We start from the raw sequence: 13,918 nt of genomic DNA, 5'->3' as shown, positions 1-13,918 counted from the left end.
CCATGTATCCCTTCACCTACACCAAGGCCGCGGACACGCGAGAGGCCCTCAACGCCGGTCGGCGCGGCGGGCGTTACATCGCGGGCGGCACCACGCTCGTCGACCTGATGCGGGAGACCGTCGAACGCCCGGGCTCGCTTGTCGACATCAGCGCCCTGCCGCTGCGCGAGGTCACCGTCACCAGGAGCGGAGGCCTGCGCTTGGGCGCCCTGGTCCGCATGGCCGAGGCCGCCGCTCATCCCAAGGTGCGCTCCCTGTACCCCGTCATCTCCCAGGCGCTGGAACTGAGCGCCTCGGCCCAACTGCGGAACATGGCCACCATCGGCGGCAACATCATGCAGCGCACCCGGTGCACCTACTTCCGGGACGTGACAGCCGCCTGCAACAAGCGCGAGCCGGGCTCCGGGTGCGCGGCGCGGGACGGCTACAACCGCAGCCACGCGATCCTCGGCACCTCCGACAGTTGCGTGGCCACGCACCCCTCCGATCTCGCGGTCGCCCTCGCCGCACTGGAGGCCACCCTCCACCTGCTGGGCCCGGACGGCGAACGCACCATGCCCTTCGCTGATTTCCTGCTTCAGCCGGGCAGCACGCCGAACCGCGAACAGGCCCTGAAACCAGGCGAGTTGATCACCGCTGTGGAGATCCCGGCCCATCCGCGCCCACTGAGGTCCGGCTATCTGAAGGTGCGCGACCGTCAGTCCTACGAGTTCGCGCTCACCTCGGCCGCGGTCGCCCTGCACATCGGCGGCGGCGTGATCCGAGCGGCAAAGGTCGCCGCCGGCGGTGTGGGCACCGTGCCCTGGAAGCTGCCCGCCGTCGAGCAGGCCCTCATCGGCGAACGCCCCTCGGACCGGCTGTGGACCGAGGCCGCCGGGCACGCGGCCGACGGGGCCCGCCCCCTCACGCACAACGGCTTCAAGGCCGAGCTGCTCACACGCACCGTCGAACGCCAGCTGCGCACCGTAGGAGGCACCGCATGAGCCAGCCACAGGCAGCGGTCGGTGCGGCGGTGCCCCGGGTCGACGCACGGCTGAGGGTGACCGGGAGAGCGAAGTACGCCGCCGACAACAGCCCCGACGGGGTCGTGCACGCGGTCATCGTCGACAGCAGCGTCGGCCGTGGCCGTGTCACCGGCATCGACACCCGTGCCGCCGAAGGCCAGACGGGCGTCCTGAAGGTGATCAGCCACCTCAACGCACCCGAACTGCCGCCCGTCGAAGGGGGATTCCCGCCGGGTGAGCCGCTGCGCCCGTTCCAGGACGACCGGGTCCGGTTCTTCGGACAGCCCGTCGCGGTCGTGCTGGCGACCACGCTGGAGGTCGCACAGCACGCCGCGAGCCTGGTGGAGGTCGCCTACGACGCCGAGCCTGTCTCGACCGACATCAGCGTGGCCGACCCCGCCGACGAACCGGAGACCTATGCACGCGGCGACGCCGACGGAGCGTTGGACTCCGCCCCGGTCCGGCTGGACTTGACGTACCGGATGGCCCGCAACCACCACAACCCGATAGAGCCGGCCGGCATCGTCGCCCGCTGGGACGGTGACCGGCTGACCGTCTGGGAGAAGACCCAGGACGTGCAGGGCACCGTGGCCACCCTGTCCGGCGAGTTCGGCATTCCGCCGGACCGCGTCCGCGTCATCTCGCCCTTTGTCGGCGGCGGCTTCGGCAGCGCCGCCCGCGCCTGGGTGCACTCCGTCATCGCGGCCCTGGCCGCCCGCGAAGTGAAACGTCCCGTGAAACTCGTTCTCACCCGCAGGCAGTTGTACTTCGGCGTGGGATACCGGCCCGCATACGAGTACGACCTGCGGCTGGGCGCCAGCCGGCAGGGCCGCCTGACCGCGTCGGCGCACGACATCCGCACCGAGAACTCCCGCTACGAAAGGCACAGCGAAGGCGTTCTGCAACCCGGCCGGATGCTCTACAGCACACCCAACGTCCGCCAGGCCTATCGTCATGTCCCGCTGGACGTGAGCACGCCGTGGTTCATGCGCGGTCCCGGCTACTCCACCGCCTCCTACGCCATCGAGTCGGCGATGGACGAGCTCGCCCACGAACTGAGCCTGGACCCGCTGAAGCTGCGGCTGCGCAACGAACCGGCCGATGACGAGTCCAGCGGGCGGCCGTTCTCCACCCGCCGCCTGCGCGAGTGCTACCTCGCGGGCGCCCGCGAGTTCGGCTGGCACCGGCGCAACCCCAAGCCCCGCTCGACGCGTGACGGTGACTGGCTCATCGGTATGGGCATGGCCGCAGGTGTCTACGACACCGAGCGCAGCGAGGCCCATGCCTCGGTCAGGCTCGACGCCGACGGCACTGCCCTGGTGCAGTCCTCGGCCAGCGACATGGGCCCCGGCACGGCCACGTCCATGACCCAGGTCGCTTCCGACGCCCTAGGCCTGACCATGCGTCAGGTGACCTTCCGGCTCGGCGACTCCCTCATGCCCCCGGCCCCCGGCCACCACGGCTCGCGGACCATGGCCAGTGTCGGATCCGCCGTCCAGGACGGCTGCGACAAGCTGCGCGAGCAGGCGATCTCGCTCGCGGTCAGGGACGAGGACTCGCCGCTGTACGGAGCCGACGCCGCAGACATCGTCGTACGAGGCGGTCGGCTGTATGTGAAGGACGAGCCCACACGCGGGGAGACGTACCAGCGCCTCCTGGCCCGGAACAACCGCAGTCACCTCGAAGCGATCGGCTCGTACGCCGGGGCGTCGGAATCGGAGAAGTTCTCCTTCTACGCCTACGCCGCGACGTTCGCCGAGGTGGCCGTCGACGCCCGCCTCGGCCTGGTACGGGTCCGGCGCATGGTCGGCGTGTACGACGCCGCCCGGATCATCAACCCAAGACTCGCCGACAGCCAGGCCATCGGGGCCATGACCGGCGGTATCGGTCAGGCCCTGCTGGAGCACACGGTCACCGACCACCGCGACGGCAGGATCGTCAACGCCAACCTGGCCGACTACCTCGTGCCGACCCACGCCGACATGCCCGACATGAAGGCGATCTACATCGAGGGGGAGGACTACGAGGCCGACCCGATCGGCGTCAAGGGGCTCGGTGAGATCGTCATCGTCGGAGTGGCGCCCGCCATCGCCAACGCGGTCTTCAACGCCACCGGCCGCCGGATCCGGGAACTGCCCATCACTCCGGAAGCCCTGCTCTGAACACCATGGCCGCCGCCGTGCCCTTTCCCCAGGGCGCGGCGGCGGTCCCCTCAACTCGCCGATCTCACGGAAAGCCCGCCATGCTGAACATCGCGGACACATTGCGCCAGTGGTGCCGCGAGGCCCGCCCGTTCGCCCTCGCCACCGTCGTCCAGGTCAGTGGCAGTGCACCGCTGCCCGTCGGCACCGCCCTCGCCGTCGACACGGACGGCACCGCGGTCGGCAGCGTCTCCGGCGGCTGTGTCGAAGCGGCGGTCTACGAACTGTGCCAAGACGTCCTCGCACACTGCGGGCCACCCACCCGCGCCGGCTTCGGCTACTCCGACGACGATGCCTTCGCCGCCGGCCTGACCTGCGGCGGCGAGATCGACGTACTGGTCCAGCGCGTGGACCCCGCCGCCGAGCCCCACCTCGTCGCAGCCCTCGAAGCCGTGGCCGCGGGACGCTCCTGCGCCGTAGCCCACATCATCGACGGCCCCGGCGAACTCCTCGGCCGCACCCTCCACGTCCCCGCCGAAGGGCCCCACGACGGCACGCTCGGCGGCGAGAACGACCAGGTGGTCGTGGCGCACGCCCACGCACTCCTGCGTGCGGGCCGCACCGCCCCCATCGAGGTCGGCGGCGACACCGACACCTGCCCCACGAAGCTGACCGTCCTCGTCCACACCCACGCACGCCGCCCCCGCATGCTGATCTTCGGCGCCGTCGACTTCGCCGCCGCCCTCAGCCAGGCCGGCCGGTTCCTCGGCCACCACGTCACCGTCTGCGACGCCCGCCCCGTCTTCGCCACGCGGGCCCGCTTCCCGTACGCCGACGAGATCGTCACCGACTGGCCCCACCGCTACCTCGCGGCCACCGAGACCGACGCCCGCACCGCGGTCTGCGTCCTGACCCACGACGCCAAGTTCGACGTCCCCCTGCTGCGGTTGGCGCTCGCCCTCCCCGTCGGCTACGTCGGCGCCATGGGCTCCCGGCGCACCCACGGCCACCGCAGCGACCTGCTCCGGGAAGCCGGCGTTCCCGAGGAGCAACTGGCCCGGCTGCACTCACCGATCGGCCTGGACCTCGGTGCCCGTACTCCCGAGGAGACAGCCATATCCATCACCGCGGAGATCATCGCCCACGCCAACCGCGGCACGGGCCTGCCCCTGTCGCACGGCACCGGCCGCATCCACCGGCCCGCACCGCCTCTGCCCCGCCTGGCGACGGCGCCGTAACTCCCGCACAGACGGCAACCAGGGTTTCCGATGCAGGGGTTGGCAACCCCTGGCAAGCGAGGAGCGGTCAGATCAGAGTGGTGGGGTGAACCTTTCCGAACTGGGCGGCTTTCTGAAGTCACGCCGTGATCGCATACGACCCGCGGATGTCGGCCTGCCGACCGGGCGAGGCCGCCGTGTATCGGGTCTTCGCCGTGAAGAGGTCGCTCAGCTGGCCGGTGCTTCGGTCGACTACTACATCGAGCTGGAGCGCGGGGCGGGCGTCCAGCCCTCCGAGCAGATGCTCGCCGCGCTCGCCCGGGCACTCCGACTGAGCCGGGAGGAGCGCGATCACCTCTTTGCCCTGGCGGGCCGTCCGGTGCCCCGGCCCGGTGGTCCGGCCGACCACGTTCACCCAGGGATGCTGGACTTGATGCACCGCCTGGACGGCACACCGGCCCAGGTGGTCACCGACCTGCGCGTCATGCTCGTACAGAACCCGCTGGCCCGTGCGTTGCTCGGCCCGCCACCGTCCACGACCGGATGGACCGCGAGCTTCCTGTACCGGTGGTTCACCGACCCGGCAGCGCGGACGCTGTACCCGCCCGAGGACCACGCCAAGGTCACCCGATCCTTCGTCGCCGACCTGCGTGCGGCCTCGGCCCGGCGCGGCAACGACCCCGAAGTCACCGCGATCATCACGGCGCTGACCGCGCGCAGCCCCGAGTTCCGCGAACATTGGGCGCGGCACGATGTCGAGTTCCGACGCCATGACAGAAAGCGTCTGATACATCCAGAACTCGGGTTACTCGAGGTCAATTGCCTCAGCTTGTTCAGCGAGGACGGACGGCAACGACTCCTCTGGTTCACCCCGGCCGTTGGAACCGACTCGGTCGCCAAACTCGAGCTACTCGCCGTGCTCGGCACCGACGAGGTTCAGTCCGACCGCAGCACGGCAGACATCGAAGGTCTGGACGCGTGAGACGCGGTGAGAAGTATGCCGTGGACGGCTGAGGACGCCGCCCGGGTGGCATAGCGAGCGGTGTCGGGAGGCCATGCGTCACGTTCCTGGTGGATCAGGAGGGAAACCGCGCCGTGCACGCCGGCACAGAGCAGTCTGGCGGTTTCGGTCCTGCTCTCCACCGGTACTCCGGCATCGCGACAGGCGGTGACCTTGTCCCGGAAATAGCGGAAGCACGCGTCTTCGTTCCGGCGACTGGCTTCGGTGGCCTCGCCATCCATCACCAGTCGGTACTGGGAGGGATGGCGAAGCCCGAACGCGATGTATGCGACGCAGGTTTCATAGAGCGCCGTCACAGGGTCCGAGATCCCCCGGGACACCGTTTCCAACTCGATGAACAGTGAATCCCACACGCGCAGGCACGTGGCGTGGACGAGTTCCCTCTTCGAGGCGAAGTGGAGGTAGACGGCCGGCGGGGTGACGCCCGCACTTGTCGCTACCGCGCGAATCGTCAGAGCGTCGGCGCCACCGTCTTCCAGTAGCTGACCGGCGATGTCGAGAAGCTGGTCGCGGAGCAGACCGCCCTGGCCCTTGGCGGCGCGAACGCGGGAGCCGGTCACAGTCAGGAGCCTTCGAGTGAGAGCGACATCAGGATGTCTTCGGGTTGACGGTGGTGACCACCTGGGTCACCCGGGCGCACAGTTCGCCTTGGGCGTCATGCACGTTGACCTCGACGACGGTGTTGCGACCCACCCGCAGGGGACGAGCTGTCGCGACGACGTCTGTGTGGGCCGGCCGAAGGAAGTGCGTGGTCGACTCCACGGTGGCCGGTGCGGCGCCGACCGGACCGTTCAGGGCGGCGCATACGGCACCGCTCACATCGGCGAGTCCCATCAACGCTCCTCCGTGGAGCCCACCGCCCACCGTGGACAGCGAGAGATCGTGCGCCAGCGTGGCTCGAACGCCGGCTGCCGTCATCTCGTCGAACACGACTCCGAGGGTCTTGGCGTACGGCGCGAGAGCGTAGACGTCTTCGGCGGCAAGCGTGGTCACGGGCTGCTCCCATCTGAGTTAACGTCGATAAGTTATCGACGTTAACTCACTTCGTCAACGGTGTTGTGCCGACGCCGCTCAATGACCGGTCGGCGATGCAGAGGAGCAGGAACAACGCGGTCACGCCGATGAGCAGCCAGGCCATGGCATGCAGTCCGGAACTGGTGGCGCCATCGTGGAAGAACACGGCGCTCGCCGCCGCCGCGAACAGTGCGCCGATGTACATGAACGTGCGCAGCAGTCCCGCGGACGAGCCCATGCGGGCCGGATCGGCCTGCGCGTACAGGGCGTTCTGGTTGGCCAGCCCGATCAGCCCGTGAGGGATGCCGACGACCGCGCTGAGCACGACGAGCAGCCAGACCGGAGTGTCGGCACCGAGGAGCAACAAGGCTGCGCAGCCGAGGCATTGGAAGAGCGCGCCGACGACGATTTTGCCCCGCACCTGGCTACGGCGTCCCGTCAGCGCGGTGACACCGATGGCCGTCGCCGACAGCGGCAGCAGAAGCAGACCGGCCTGCGGCGCGCTCAGTCCTCGGCCCTCCTGGAGCCACTGGCTGTAGCCGTAGAAGAAGGCGTACGACGTGGTGTAGGCGAGGCACTGGCGGGTGAACGTGGCAAGCAGCGGTACGTTTCCGCCGATGACCCGAAGGTCTATGAACGGCTGGTCGGTGCGGAGTTCGCGGCGGACGAACACCGAGCCCGTGGCCAGGCCCAGCACGGGCAGATACCAGTGTGCGACTGCCGGGTTCATCAGGAAGAACATGAACGCGGTCAGTGATCCGGCGAACCACAGCATGCCCGGCACATCGATGCCTGCCGTCCTGCCCGGGGGCGTCGCGCGTGGCAGCCACAGTGCGCCCAGGACAAGACACATGAGCGACAGCGGCACGTTGATGCCGAAGATCAGGTGCCAGCCACCCGTGCCGATCAGCAGGCCCCCGAGGGCCGGGCCGACGACCGCGATGACCTGGTTGGAAATCGACAGCGCGGCGAGGACGCCACTCGGGTTCTTCCGGCCGGTGCGCTCGGACTCGGAGCGCAGCAGCGCCATGGACGCCGGGAAGGCCGCCGAGGTACCGAATCCGAGGAGGACGCGGGAGGCGACCAGCACCCACAGGTTCGGAGCGAGGGTGCCGAGCAGTCCGGCCAGGCCGGCCAGCGCGGTGCCCAGCAGATAGAGCCGACGCGGACCGAACGCGTCGACAAGCCGGCCGATCACCGGCTGGCCGACGGCCGTCGCGAGGTAGAGGCCGGAGACCAGCCATGCCGTCTGCGAGGGTGGCACGTCGAAGGCGCGGCCGATGGGGATCAGCGCGACCGCGAGCATCGAGGAGTTGATGGGGTTGAGAATCGAGCCCATGATCATCGGTGCGATCAGGCGACGGTCGAAGCCGCCCCTCTCTGCCCGACGCTGCCTGCGCGTGGCTGTCCGGGTCACGCCTGCGCCACCTTGTCGAGCAGCGCCATGGCGGTGATGACCGCCCGCACCTCCTCCTCGGTGCCGTGCTGTTGCAGGGCACGGGCGAGCCACGCCTGACGGGCGAGGCGCTCGCCCCTGCGCCGTTCGTGGCCCCGGTCGGTGAGCGAGACGAGTTGCCGCCGCCCGTCATCGGGGTCGGGGCTGCGTGAGACGAGTCCGGCCTCTTCAAGGGCGATGACGGTCTTGGCCATCGATTGAGGCCGTACGCCCTCGGCGGCGGCGAGGTCACTGGCGGAGGCGGGGCCATTCCTGGCGAGGCGGCGCAGGACGGAACTCTGCGGCGGGGACGGTTCCTTCTCCCTGCCCCCGTCTCCACCCGTCGTTTCCTCGGCCGCTTCCAGCGCGTGCAGTTTGCGGCGGAGCCGGCCGACCACCACCCAGATGTCGCCGGCTGCCTGAACGGCGGCCTCGGTCAAGGGCACTTCATCCGCTGGCAGCATGCCCTCATGGTAGATAGACAGCCCAGGCTGTACAACCTCGGCTGTCTATCTGAGGCCCTTTCGAAGGACAGCAGCGGTCGGCCATCAGCTGGGGGACGCGGACACCTGGGTTTCGAGGAACTGCTGGACCGCGGGGAGGACCGCGAAGTGGTGGTGGCCGGTGCCGGGCACGATGTCGAGGCGTGCGTCGATGCCGTGTTCGCGCCAGTTGGCGCGCAGCGCGTTGATGCGTTCCATGCGGTTGGTTCCCGCGGGCACGGGCCGGCGCTCGTCGTCGGGTGCGAGTTCGGCTGCGTCGGTGTCGTTCTCGCCGATGACCAGCTGCACGGGAAGGCCGCGCAGAGCCGCCGGGTCGGCGTGGGTGCCGAATTGTTCCTTCATGTCGGCTGTGCCGTGCCACCACGTCGTCGTGGGGTCGAGGAGGGTGACGCGCCCGGGGGCGCCCACCGACAGGGACGCCACTCGGTCGGGATGGAGGTAGGCGAAGCGGTGGGCGAACTGGCCTCCTCCGGAGAAACCGTGGAGGTGGAAGCGGTCGGCGCGCACATGCCAGCGGGCCGCGGTTTCGTCGACCATGTCGAGCAGGGCTTCGTCGGGGCGGAATCCGGCAGGGGAGAGGAGCTTGTAGCTGTCCACGTCGTTCGGGCCGGTGATTCCGGCGGGGAAGAGCGGGGCGAGGACAACGCAGTTGTGGCGGTCGGCGAAGTCGGCGAAGGCATCACGGAGTGCTTCAGCGCGGCGTCTTGTTCCGTGGACGGTGACCACCAGGGGGAGGGGTGGACCGGCGGGGGTGTGGTCGGTGGGCACGTAGAGGCAATAGGAGAAGCGGGGGTCGCGGGCGAGGGCGAAGAAGGTCGTGGGGCCCGTGAGGAAGGCGATGCCAGGGTGCCCGGCGGGCAGGTCCCAGGGGGTCAGGGGGCGTTCGGCGGTCATCCGTGGTGCTCCTTGTCCACGTCGCTCACGGCGAGGTCCATCAGGGGGGCGTACTGCTGGCCCGCGTAGCAGTCGCTGTCGTGCAGGTCGCCCTGGACGGTCGGGCGGGGGAGGGAGACCTTCACGGCGAGAGCGAGCGGGTGGTTGACGAGCAGGATGTCGGCGGGGTCGGCGCCGTAGAGGTCGGCGAAGAGTTCCCTGTTGAGGAAGCCGCTGGCGACGAGGGCGTCATAGGCGGCCTGGTCGTGGCACATGAAGTCGAAGGTGAGGGTGAAGGGACCGGCGTTCTTGGACCGCACCAGGGAGCAGTAGTCGAGCAGAGTGGTCATGGGTCACAGCTCCTCGGTGGTGGTGCGGAACAGTTCTGTGGGACTGACTCCGGTGACGACGTGGTTGAGGGTGAACCGGTAGAGGGGGCCGCGGTCGATCTCGGGCGGGGAGTACGGGTAGGCGAGGGTGGAGACCAGCCCGTCGTATTCCGGTATGGGCAGGTGGCTGCTGGCGTGCGCGACGAAGGTGGCGACCGCGTGGGCCGTTGCCTGGTCGGGTGCCGTAACCGTGATGAGGACGCCGAGTTCGCGAGGGCGCAGCGACTCCGGTTCCGCGGTGGCCAGTACAGCCCCGTCGCCGTAGAGGCGGAAGTCGATGTCGACGTCGTCGGGGTCCACGACGCCGCCGAACACGTCGATTATCTTGTCCGCGAAGTACTTCTTGGCGAAGGGGAGCAGGTCGGGCAGGCGCCGGATGACCACTCGGTCGCGCACTCCTCCGACGATGACGGTCTGGTAGCCGACGAGTTCGGCGCCTTCGAGTTTGTTGCTGTAGCCGTTCGCGGGGACGAAGCGTGCTCCGCGCGCCCGGACGGTGCGTTCGTCGATCGCCTCGTAGGTGGCGTCGCTGGTGTCGAGGGTGCCCGACGGCTCCGCGACGCGATACGGGTCGGCGTTCTCGTACAGCGTGTGGGCGGCGACGGACCTGGGGGTGAGACGGCTGCCTTCGGCGAGCGTGGTGACATCGAAGTGGTCGTTTCGCAGGTGCACGAGCAGGCCGTTGGCGGACGGGGGTATGGCGCAGGCGGCGCCGCATTCGATGGTCTTGGCCATGTGCCAGGTCAGGCCGGGGTCGGCGCCGAGCATGTGGGGGAGCGCGGCGAAGAGCGCGGTGTCGCTTGCGCGTCCGGCCAGGATGACGTCGCAGCCGGCGTCCAGAGCCTCCTGGATGGGTTCGACACCCATCATGGCGACCGTGTGACTGCGGGCGAACAGCTCCCGGTCGATCTCGGGGGCGTGCGGCAGCGGCTGGAGGCGGTCGGCGTCGTAGAGGTGCTGGAGACGTTCGGTCGGCTGGTCGGAGTAGATCAGAGCCAGTTTGAAGTGCAGGTTCTGCGCCGCGGCGATGTCGCGTACGAGGGCGGCGACGCGGTCGACTCCGGTGTCCCGGCCGCTGGTGCCGCAGGATCCGATGATCAGCGGCACGCCCAGTTCGTCGCGTGCGGTGAGCAGAAGGCGCAGGTCGCGGGTGACGGCCTGGTCGGAGAGCTTGGGGTTTCCCGAGCCGAGTGCGGCCGGTCCGGAGTCGGTCGATCCGGCGTCACACGCGATGACGTGCGGGCGGGCCGCGACGCCGCGTCGGAAGGCGGCGGCGTCGAAGCCGGCGCCGAGTGCTCCGGTGGGAGCGAGGATGCGCAACTCCATGAGGGTCTCTGTCTTTCCTGGTGAGGGGATATGGGGCGACGGGTCAGTGCGAGGGGGGAGTGATTCGGCGGGCCAGGCGGGTGAAGACGGCGAAGGTGATCGTGGCGAACACCGCGCCGTTCAGGAGCATGAAGCGCCATCCGGTCGCGTCGACGGTGAGGCCGAGCAGGGCGGGGCCGAGCGCCGCACCGGTGGACGAGGCGACGGTGTACAGGCCGGTGTAGGTGCCCAGGACGTGTCTGCTGGGAGCGAGGTTCCACAACGCGACAAGCGCGTTGACGGCGAAGGCCGCGTAGCCCACGGAAGCGATCACCATGGCGATGACCGTGCCGGGAACCGTGGGGACGGAGAAGCCGATGAGCAGGCCGACGATGAACACGCCGACGCCGTAGCGCATGGCGCGCACCTGGCCCAGCCGGGACGAGGCGTAGGCGAGGGGGACGACGCAGACCAGGAAGGCGACGGCGCCGGGTAGCGCGAGCCCGCCCGCCGAGCCGCGGGACAGGTCCAGTGCCTCGGTGCCGTACGGGGTCATGAGCGAGCGCAGAGCGGACCACATGCCGGCGAAGCAGAAGATGCCCAGCATGAGCAGGGCCCGGGCGCGGGACGGGTCGCGCACCATGTCCTTCATGACCGCCCAGGGTGAGGCGAAGTCGGCGGACGGTGGGTTCGCGGCGGGGTGATGTCGGCGGCCCAGGAAGAACCAGGACGTCGTGAGCAACAGCAGCATGAGGACGGGCGGGATGGCGAACGCCAGGGTGATGCTGCGGTCGACGACGAGCAGGCTGATCAGCGACGAGACGACGATCGTGAGACTGACGCCGGCCTTCACGAAGCCCTGCGCCTTGCCCCGGTGGGAGGGGGCGACGTAGTCGGAGACCAGGGTCTCCGTGATGCCCTTGAACGCGTTGGCCATGGCCGCGAAGCCGACGACGCAGAGCATGAGCAGCGGAAGGCCGTGCGTCCAGGGGATCAGGGCGAAGGGCACCGAGGCCAGGGCGGCTCCGGTCAGGATGATCGCCCAACGGCCCTTGCCGTCGCGAGCGCGACGGTCGGACAGGAATCCCATCCAGGGCTGGATCAGGACCCCGAGGACGTTGTCCATACCCATGATCAGCCCGACGAGGCCGGCGGAGGCGATGTACTGCCGCAGCTCGGAGGGGACCTGCGCGTCGTAGAAGTTCCACACCGATTCCTGGGCGAAGACGGCCAGGGTCACCCACAGGACGGTGCCGGCGCTCATTCGCCGCGGGGCGGTGGACTCTCCGTGGGAGGGCCCTTCCACGGGCGCGGAGATGTTGGGCATGGCGGCTCCTTTGCCATATGCCATAGCACGTACGGGGTGTAGCGCCTCTGATGCCATTTGCTATAGCTTCGAAGGGGGCGGGCGAGTGACCCCTTCAGGTGACTTTCAGTTCGAGAAGCGCGCCGTGAGCAGGGAGGAGCTGGACGACCGGCTGTGCGCGTTCATCAGCTCCTCCGCCCGGCTGCCGTCTCCGGCGGCGATGGCGTCGTAGATGGCACGGTGCTGGTGATAGCGCGCATCCACGGCGCTGCGCCGTTCGTCGCTGATCTCGGACAGGACGCTGTTGCGTCGTTCGTCCGGGCCGAAGGCGTCGACCATGTGCAGCATCTGCAGCAGGGTCGCGTTCCCGCTGGCCTGGTCCACCAGCTCATGGAACTGTCGCATGCAGTGCAGGATCTCCTCGATCAGCTTCCGCTCGTCGGCGCTGCCGGGACTGACTTCGGCCGTCTGGCTGCACAGACGGTCGGCCTCGTCGAGGACGGTACGCATCTGCCGTCTCTGTGCCGCGGTCGACTTCTCCGCGGCCAGCCGCGCGGCCAGCGCGCGGAGCGAGTCGCCGATCATGGAGAACTCCCGCAGTTCCTCCTCCGCGTACTTCGCGATGCGCACGGAGCGGGGGCCGGTCCTCTCCACCAGCCGGTCCTGCTCCAGGCGGCGCAACGCCTCGCGCACCGGTGTCGCGCTGATGTCGAGAGACTCGGCCAGCCCCCGCTCGGTCACCTTCTGACCCCGCTCGAGGACGCCCGAGACGATCGCCTCACGGATCGCCGTGTACGCCTGGTCACCCAAGGTCGCGGAGACCGTGAGCTGCGGAAGCTGTCCCATGGGCAGTACGGTATTTGCTACAGCAGGATTGTCAACCGGTTGCGGGCGGACGAATTCCTGAGGCAGCCGTCAAGAAACGCTCAGGCCGACTGCGGGCCGACCGTCAAGTGCGGTGTGAATGATGTGTCGGGTCATCCCGGTCCGTGAGGCAGAAGAAGGACCCGTGAACCAAGTAATTGTCGCGGGCGGGCCGTCCCTTGTGCGGGCCGCCCTCACCAAGGTGATCGATTCGAGTAGCTCCATGAGGGTGGCCGGCACCGCCGTGCACAGCGGCGACCTCAGGGACCTGCTCCATGGCGGCGTCGAGGCGGACCTCGTCCTGCTCGACCGCTCCATCCAGGCGGCTGAGCCGGACGACTTCACCGCTCTGATCAGCGAGACCTGTGCCGTGGCCCGGACCGTTGTCTTCGGCGCTTCCCGCGCTCAGGAGGTCGACGCCCAGGTGCGCGCCGGCGCCACGGGCATTCTCGCCGCCGACGTCAGCGCGTCACAGCTGATCGCGGCCCTGGAAACCGTGAGCCGGGGTGGGCTTGTCGTGGCCCTGGGCACGGCTCCGGCTGTCAACACGGCTCAGGCACGGGTCACGCCCGAACTCACCCGAGATCTCTCCCGCAGAGAACGCGAGATCCTCACGATGCTGTCGCGCGGTCAGGACAGCGCCTCCATCGCCCGCGATCTGGACCTCAGTCCGCTCACCGTGAAGACCCACATCACGCACATGCTCAGCAAGCTCGGACTCCGCCGGCGAGGGCACCTGATCGCCTTCGCCTATGAGAGCGGGCTCATCGTGCCCGGCATCACCCACACGAGCTTCATCGCGAACCGGCTGCGAGCGGCCTCGTAAGGGACCGACCGCACAGAGGT

The 13,918-nt window shown here is 69.3% G+C and carries 14 protein-coding genes; 5 read left to right on the top strand and 9 right to left on the bottom strand.

Annotated elements, in window-relative coordinates; translation table 11 throughout:
- Positions 1-2 precede the first annotated feature (2 nt).
- The 4 genes from OG828_RS11455 to OG828_RS11440 all read left to right on the top strand — a co-directional run bounded on the left by OG828_RS11455 (position 3) and on the right by OG828_RS11440 (position 5,344).
- On the top strand, positions 3-983 hold the full coding sequence (locus OG828_RS11455; protein ID WP_328501042.1) for an FAD binding domain-containing protein: 981 nt from the start codon (positions 3-5) through the stop codon (positions 981-983).
- Complete coding sequence (locus OG828_RS11450; protein ID WP_328501041.1) at positions 980-3,166, top strand: xanthine dehydrogenase family protein molybdopterin-binding subunit; 2,187 nt, start codon at positions 980-982, stop codon at positions 3,164-3,166. Before OG828_RS11455 ends, OG828_RS11450 begins: the two co-directional genes overlap by 4 nt.
- Positions 3,167-3,246: 80 nt before the next feature.
- A complete protein-coding gene (locus tag OG828_RS11445; RefSeq protein ID WP_328501040.1) occupies positions 3,247-4,383 on the top strand; it encodes an XdhC family protein in 1,137 nt (378 codons plus the stop codon).
- 85 nt (positions 4,384-4,468) lie between these two features.
- Positions 4,469-5,344: a helix-turn-helix transcriptional regulator gene (locus OG828_RS11440; protein ID WP_328501039.1), complete on the top strand. Its 876-nt coding sequence runs from the start codon at positions 4,469-4,471 to the stop codon at positions 5,342-5,344.
- On the opposite strand, the gene OG828_RS11435 is transcribed toward OG828_RS11440, so the two are convergent.
- The 9 genes from OG828_RS11435 to OG828_RS11395 form a co-directional block, all read right to left on the bottom strand.
- Positions 5,299-5,943, bottom strand: a complete 645-nt coding sequence (locus OG828_RS11435; protein ID WP_328353802.1) for a TetR/AcrR family transcriptional regulator — start codon at positions 5,941-5,943, stop codon at positions 5,299-5,301. The genes OG828_RS11440 and OG828_RS11435 overlap by 46 nt on opposite strands.
- A gap of 28 nt (positions 5,944-5,971) precedes the next feature.
- Positions 5,972-6,376, bottom strand: a complete 405-nt coding sequence (locus OG828_RS11430; protein ID WP_328353799.1) for a PaaI family thioesterase — start codon at positions 6,374-6,376, stop codon at positions 5,972-5,974.
- A gap of 46 nt (positions 6,377-6,422) precedes the next feature.
- A complete protein-coding gene (locus OG828_RS11425; RefSeq protein WP_328501038.1) occupies positions 6,423-7,814 on the bottom strand; it encodes an MFS transporter in 1,392 nt (463 codons plus the stop codon).
- On the bottom strand, positions 7,811-8,296 hold the full coding sequence (locus OG828_RS11420; RefSeq protein WP_328437780.1) for a MarR family winged helix-turn-helix transcriptional regulator: 486 nt from the start codon (positions 8,294-8,296) through the stop codon (positions 7,811-7,813). The genes OG828_RS11425 and OG828_RS11420 overlap by 4 nt, the downstream gene beginning before the upstream one ends.
- 84 nt (positions 8,297-8,380) lie before the next feature.
- The gene (locus OG828_RS11415) at positions 8,381-9,229 is read right to left on the bottom strand and encodes a PHB depolymerase family esterase (RefSeq protein WP_328501037.1); all 849 of its coding nucleotides are present in this window, start codon (positions 9,227-9,229) and stop codon (positions 8,381-8,383) included.
- Positions 9,226-9,558, bottom strand: coding sequence for a DUF4387 domain-containing protein (locus OG828_RS11410; RefSeq protein WP_328353787.1), 333 nt, complete (start codon positions 9,556-9,558; stop codon positions 9,226-9,228). The genes OG828_RS11415 and OG828_RS11410 overlap by 4 nt, the downstream gene beginning before the upstream one ends.
- A gap of 3 nt (positions 9,559-9,561) precedes the next feature.
- Complete coding sequence (locus OG828_RS11405) at positions 9,562-10,923, bottom strand: acyclic terpene utilization AtuA family protein (RefSeq protein ID WP_328501036.1); 1,362 nt, start codon at positions 10,921-10,923, stop codon at positions 9,562-9,564.
- 43 nt (positions 10,924-10,966) lie between these two features.
- The gene (locus OG828_RS11400; protein WP_328501035.1) at positions 10,967-12,229 is read right to left on the bottom strand and encodes an MFS transporter; all 1,263 of its coding nucleotides are present in this window, start codon (positions 12,227-12,229) and stop codon (positions 10,967-10,969) included.
- 105 nt (positions 12,230-12,334) lie between these two features.
- Positions 12,335-13,054 (bottom strand): GntR family transcriptional regulator, encoded by a 720-nt coding sequence (locus OG828_RS11395; protein ID WP_328353778.1) that lies wholly within the window; start codon positions 13,052-13,054, stop codon positions 12,335-12,337.
- 163 nt (positions 13,055-13,217) lie between these two features.
- Between OG828_RS11395 and OG828_RS11390 the strand changes: the two genes are divergently transcribed.
- Positions 13,218-13,898, top strand: coding sequence for a response regulator transcription factor (locus OG828_RS11390; RefSeq protein WP_328501034.1), 681 nt, complete (start codon positions 13,218-13,220; stop codon positions 13,896-13,898).
- The last annotated feature ends 20 nt before the right edge of the window (positions 13,899-13,918 follow it).

This window comes from Streptomyces sp. NBC_00457 (assembly GCF_036014015.1).
Taxonomy (GTDB): Bacteria; Actinomycetota; Actinomycetes; order Streptomycetales; family Streptomycetaceae; genus Streptomyces.
The sequence above is the reverse complement of the archived record's forward strand: the minus strand, read 5'-3'. Positions and strand labels throughout refer to the sequence as shown.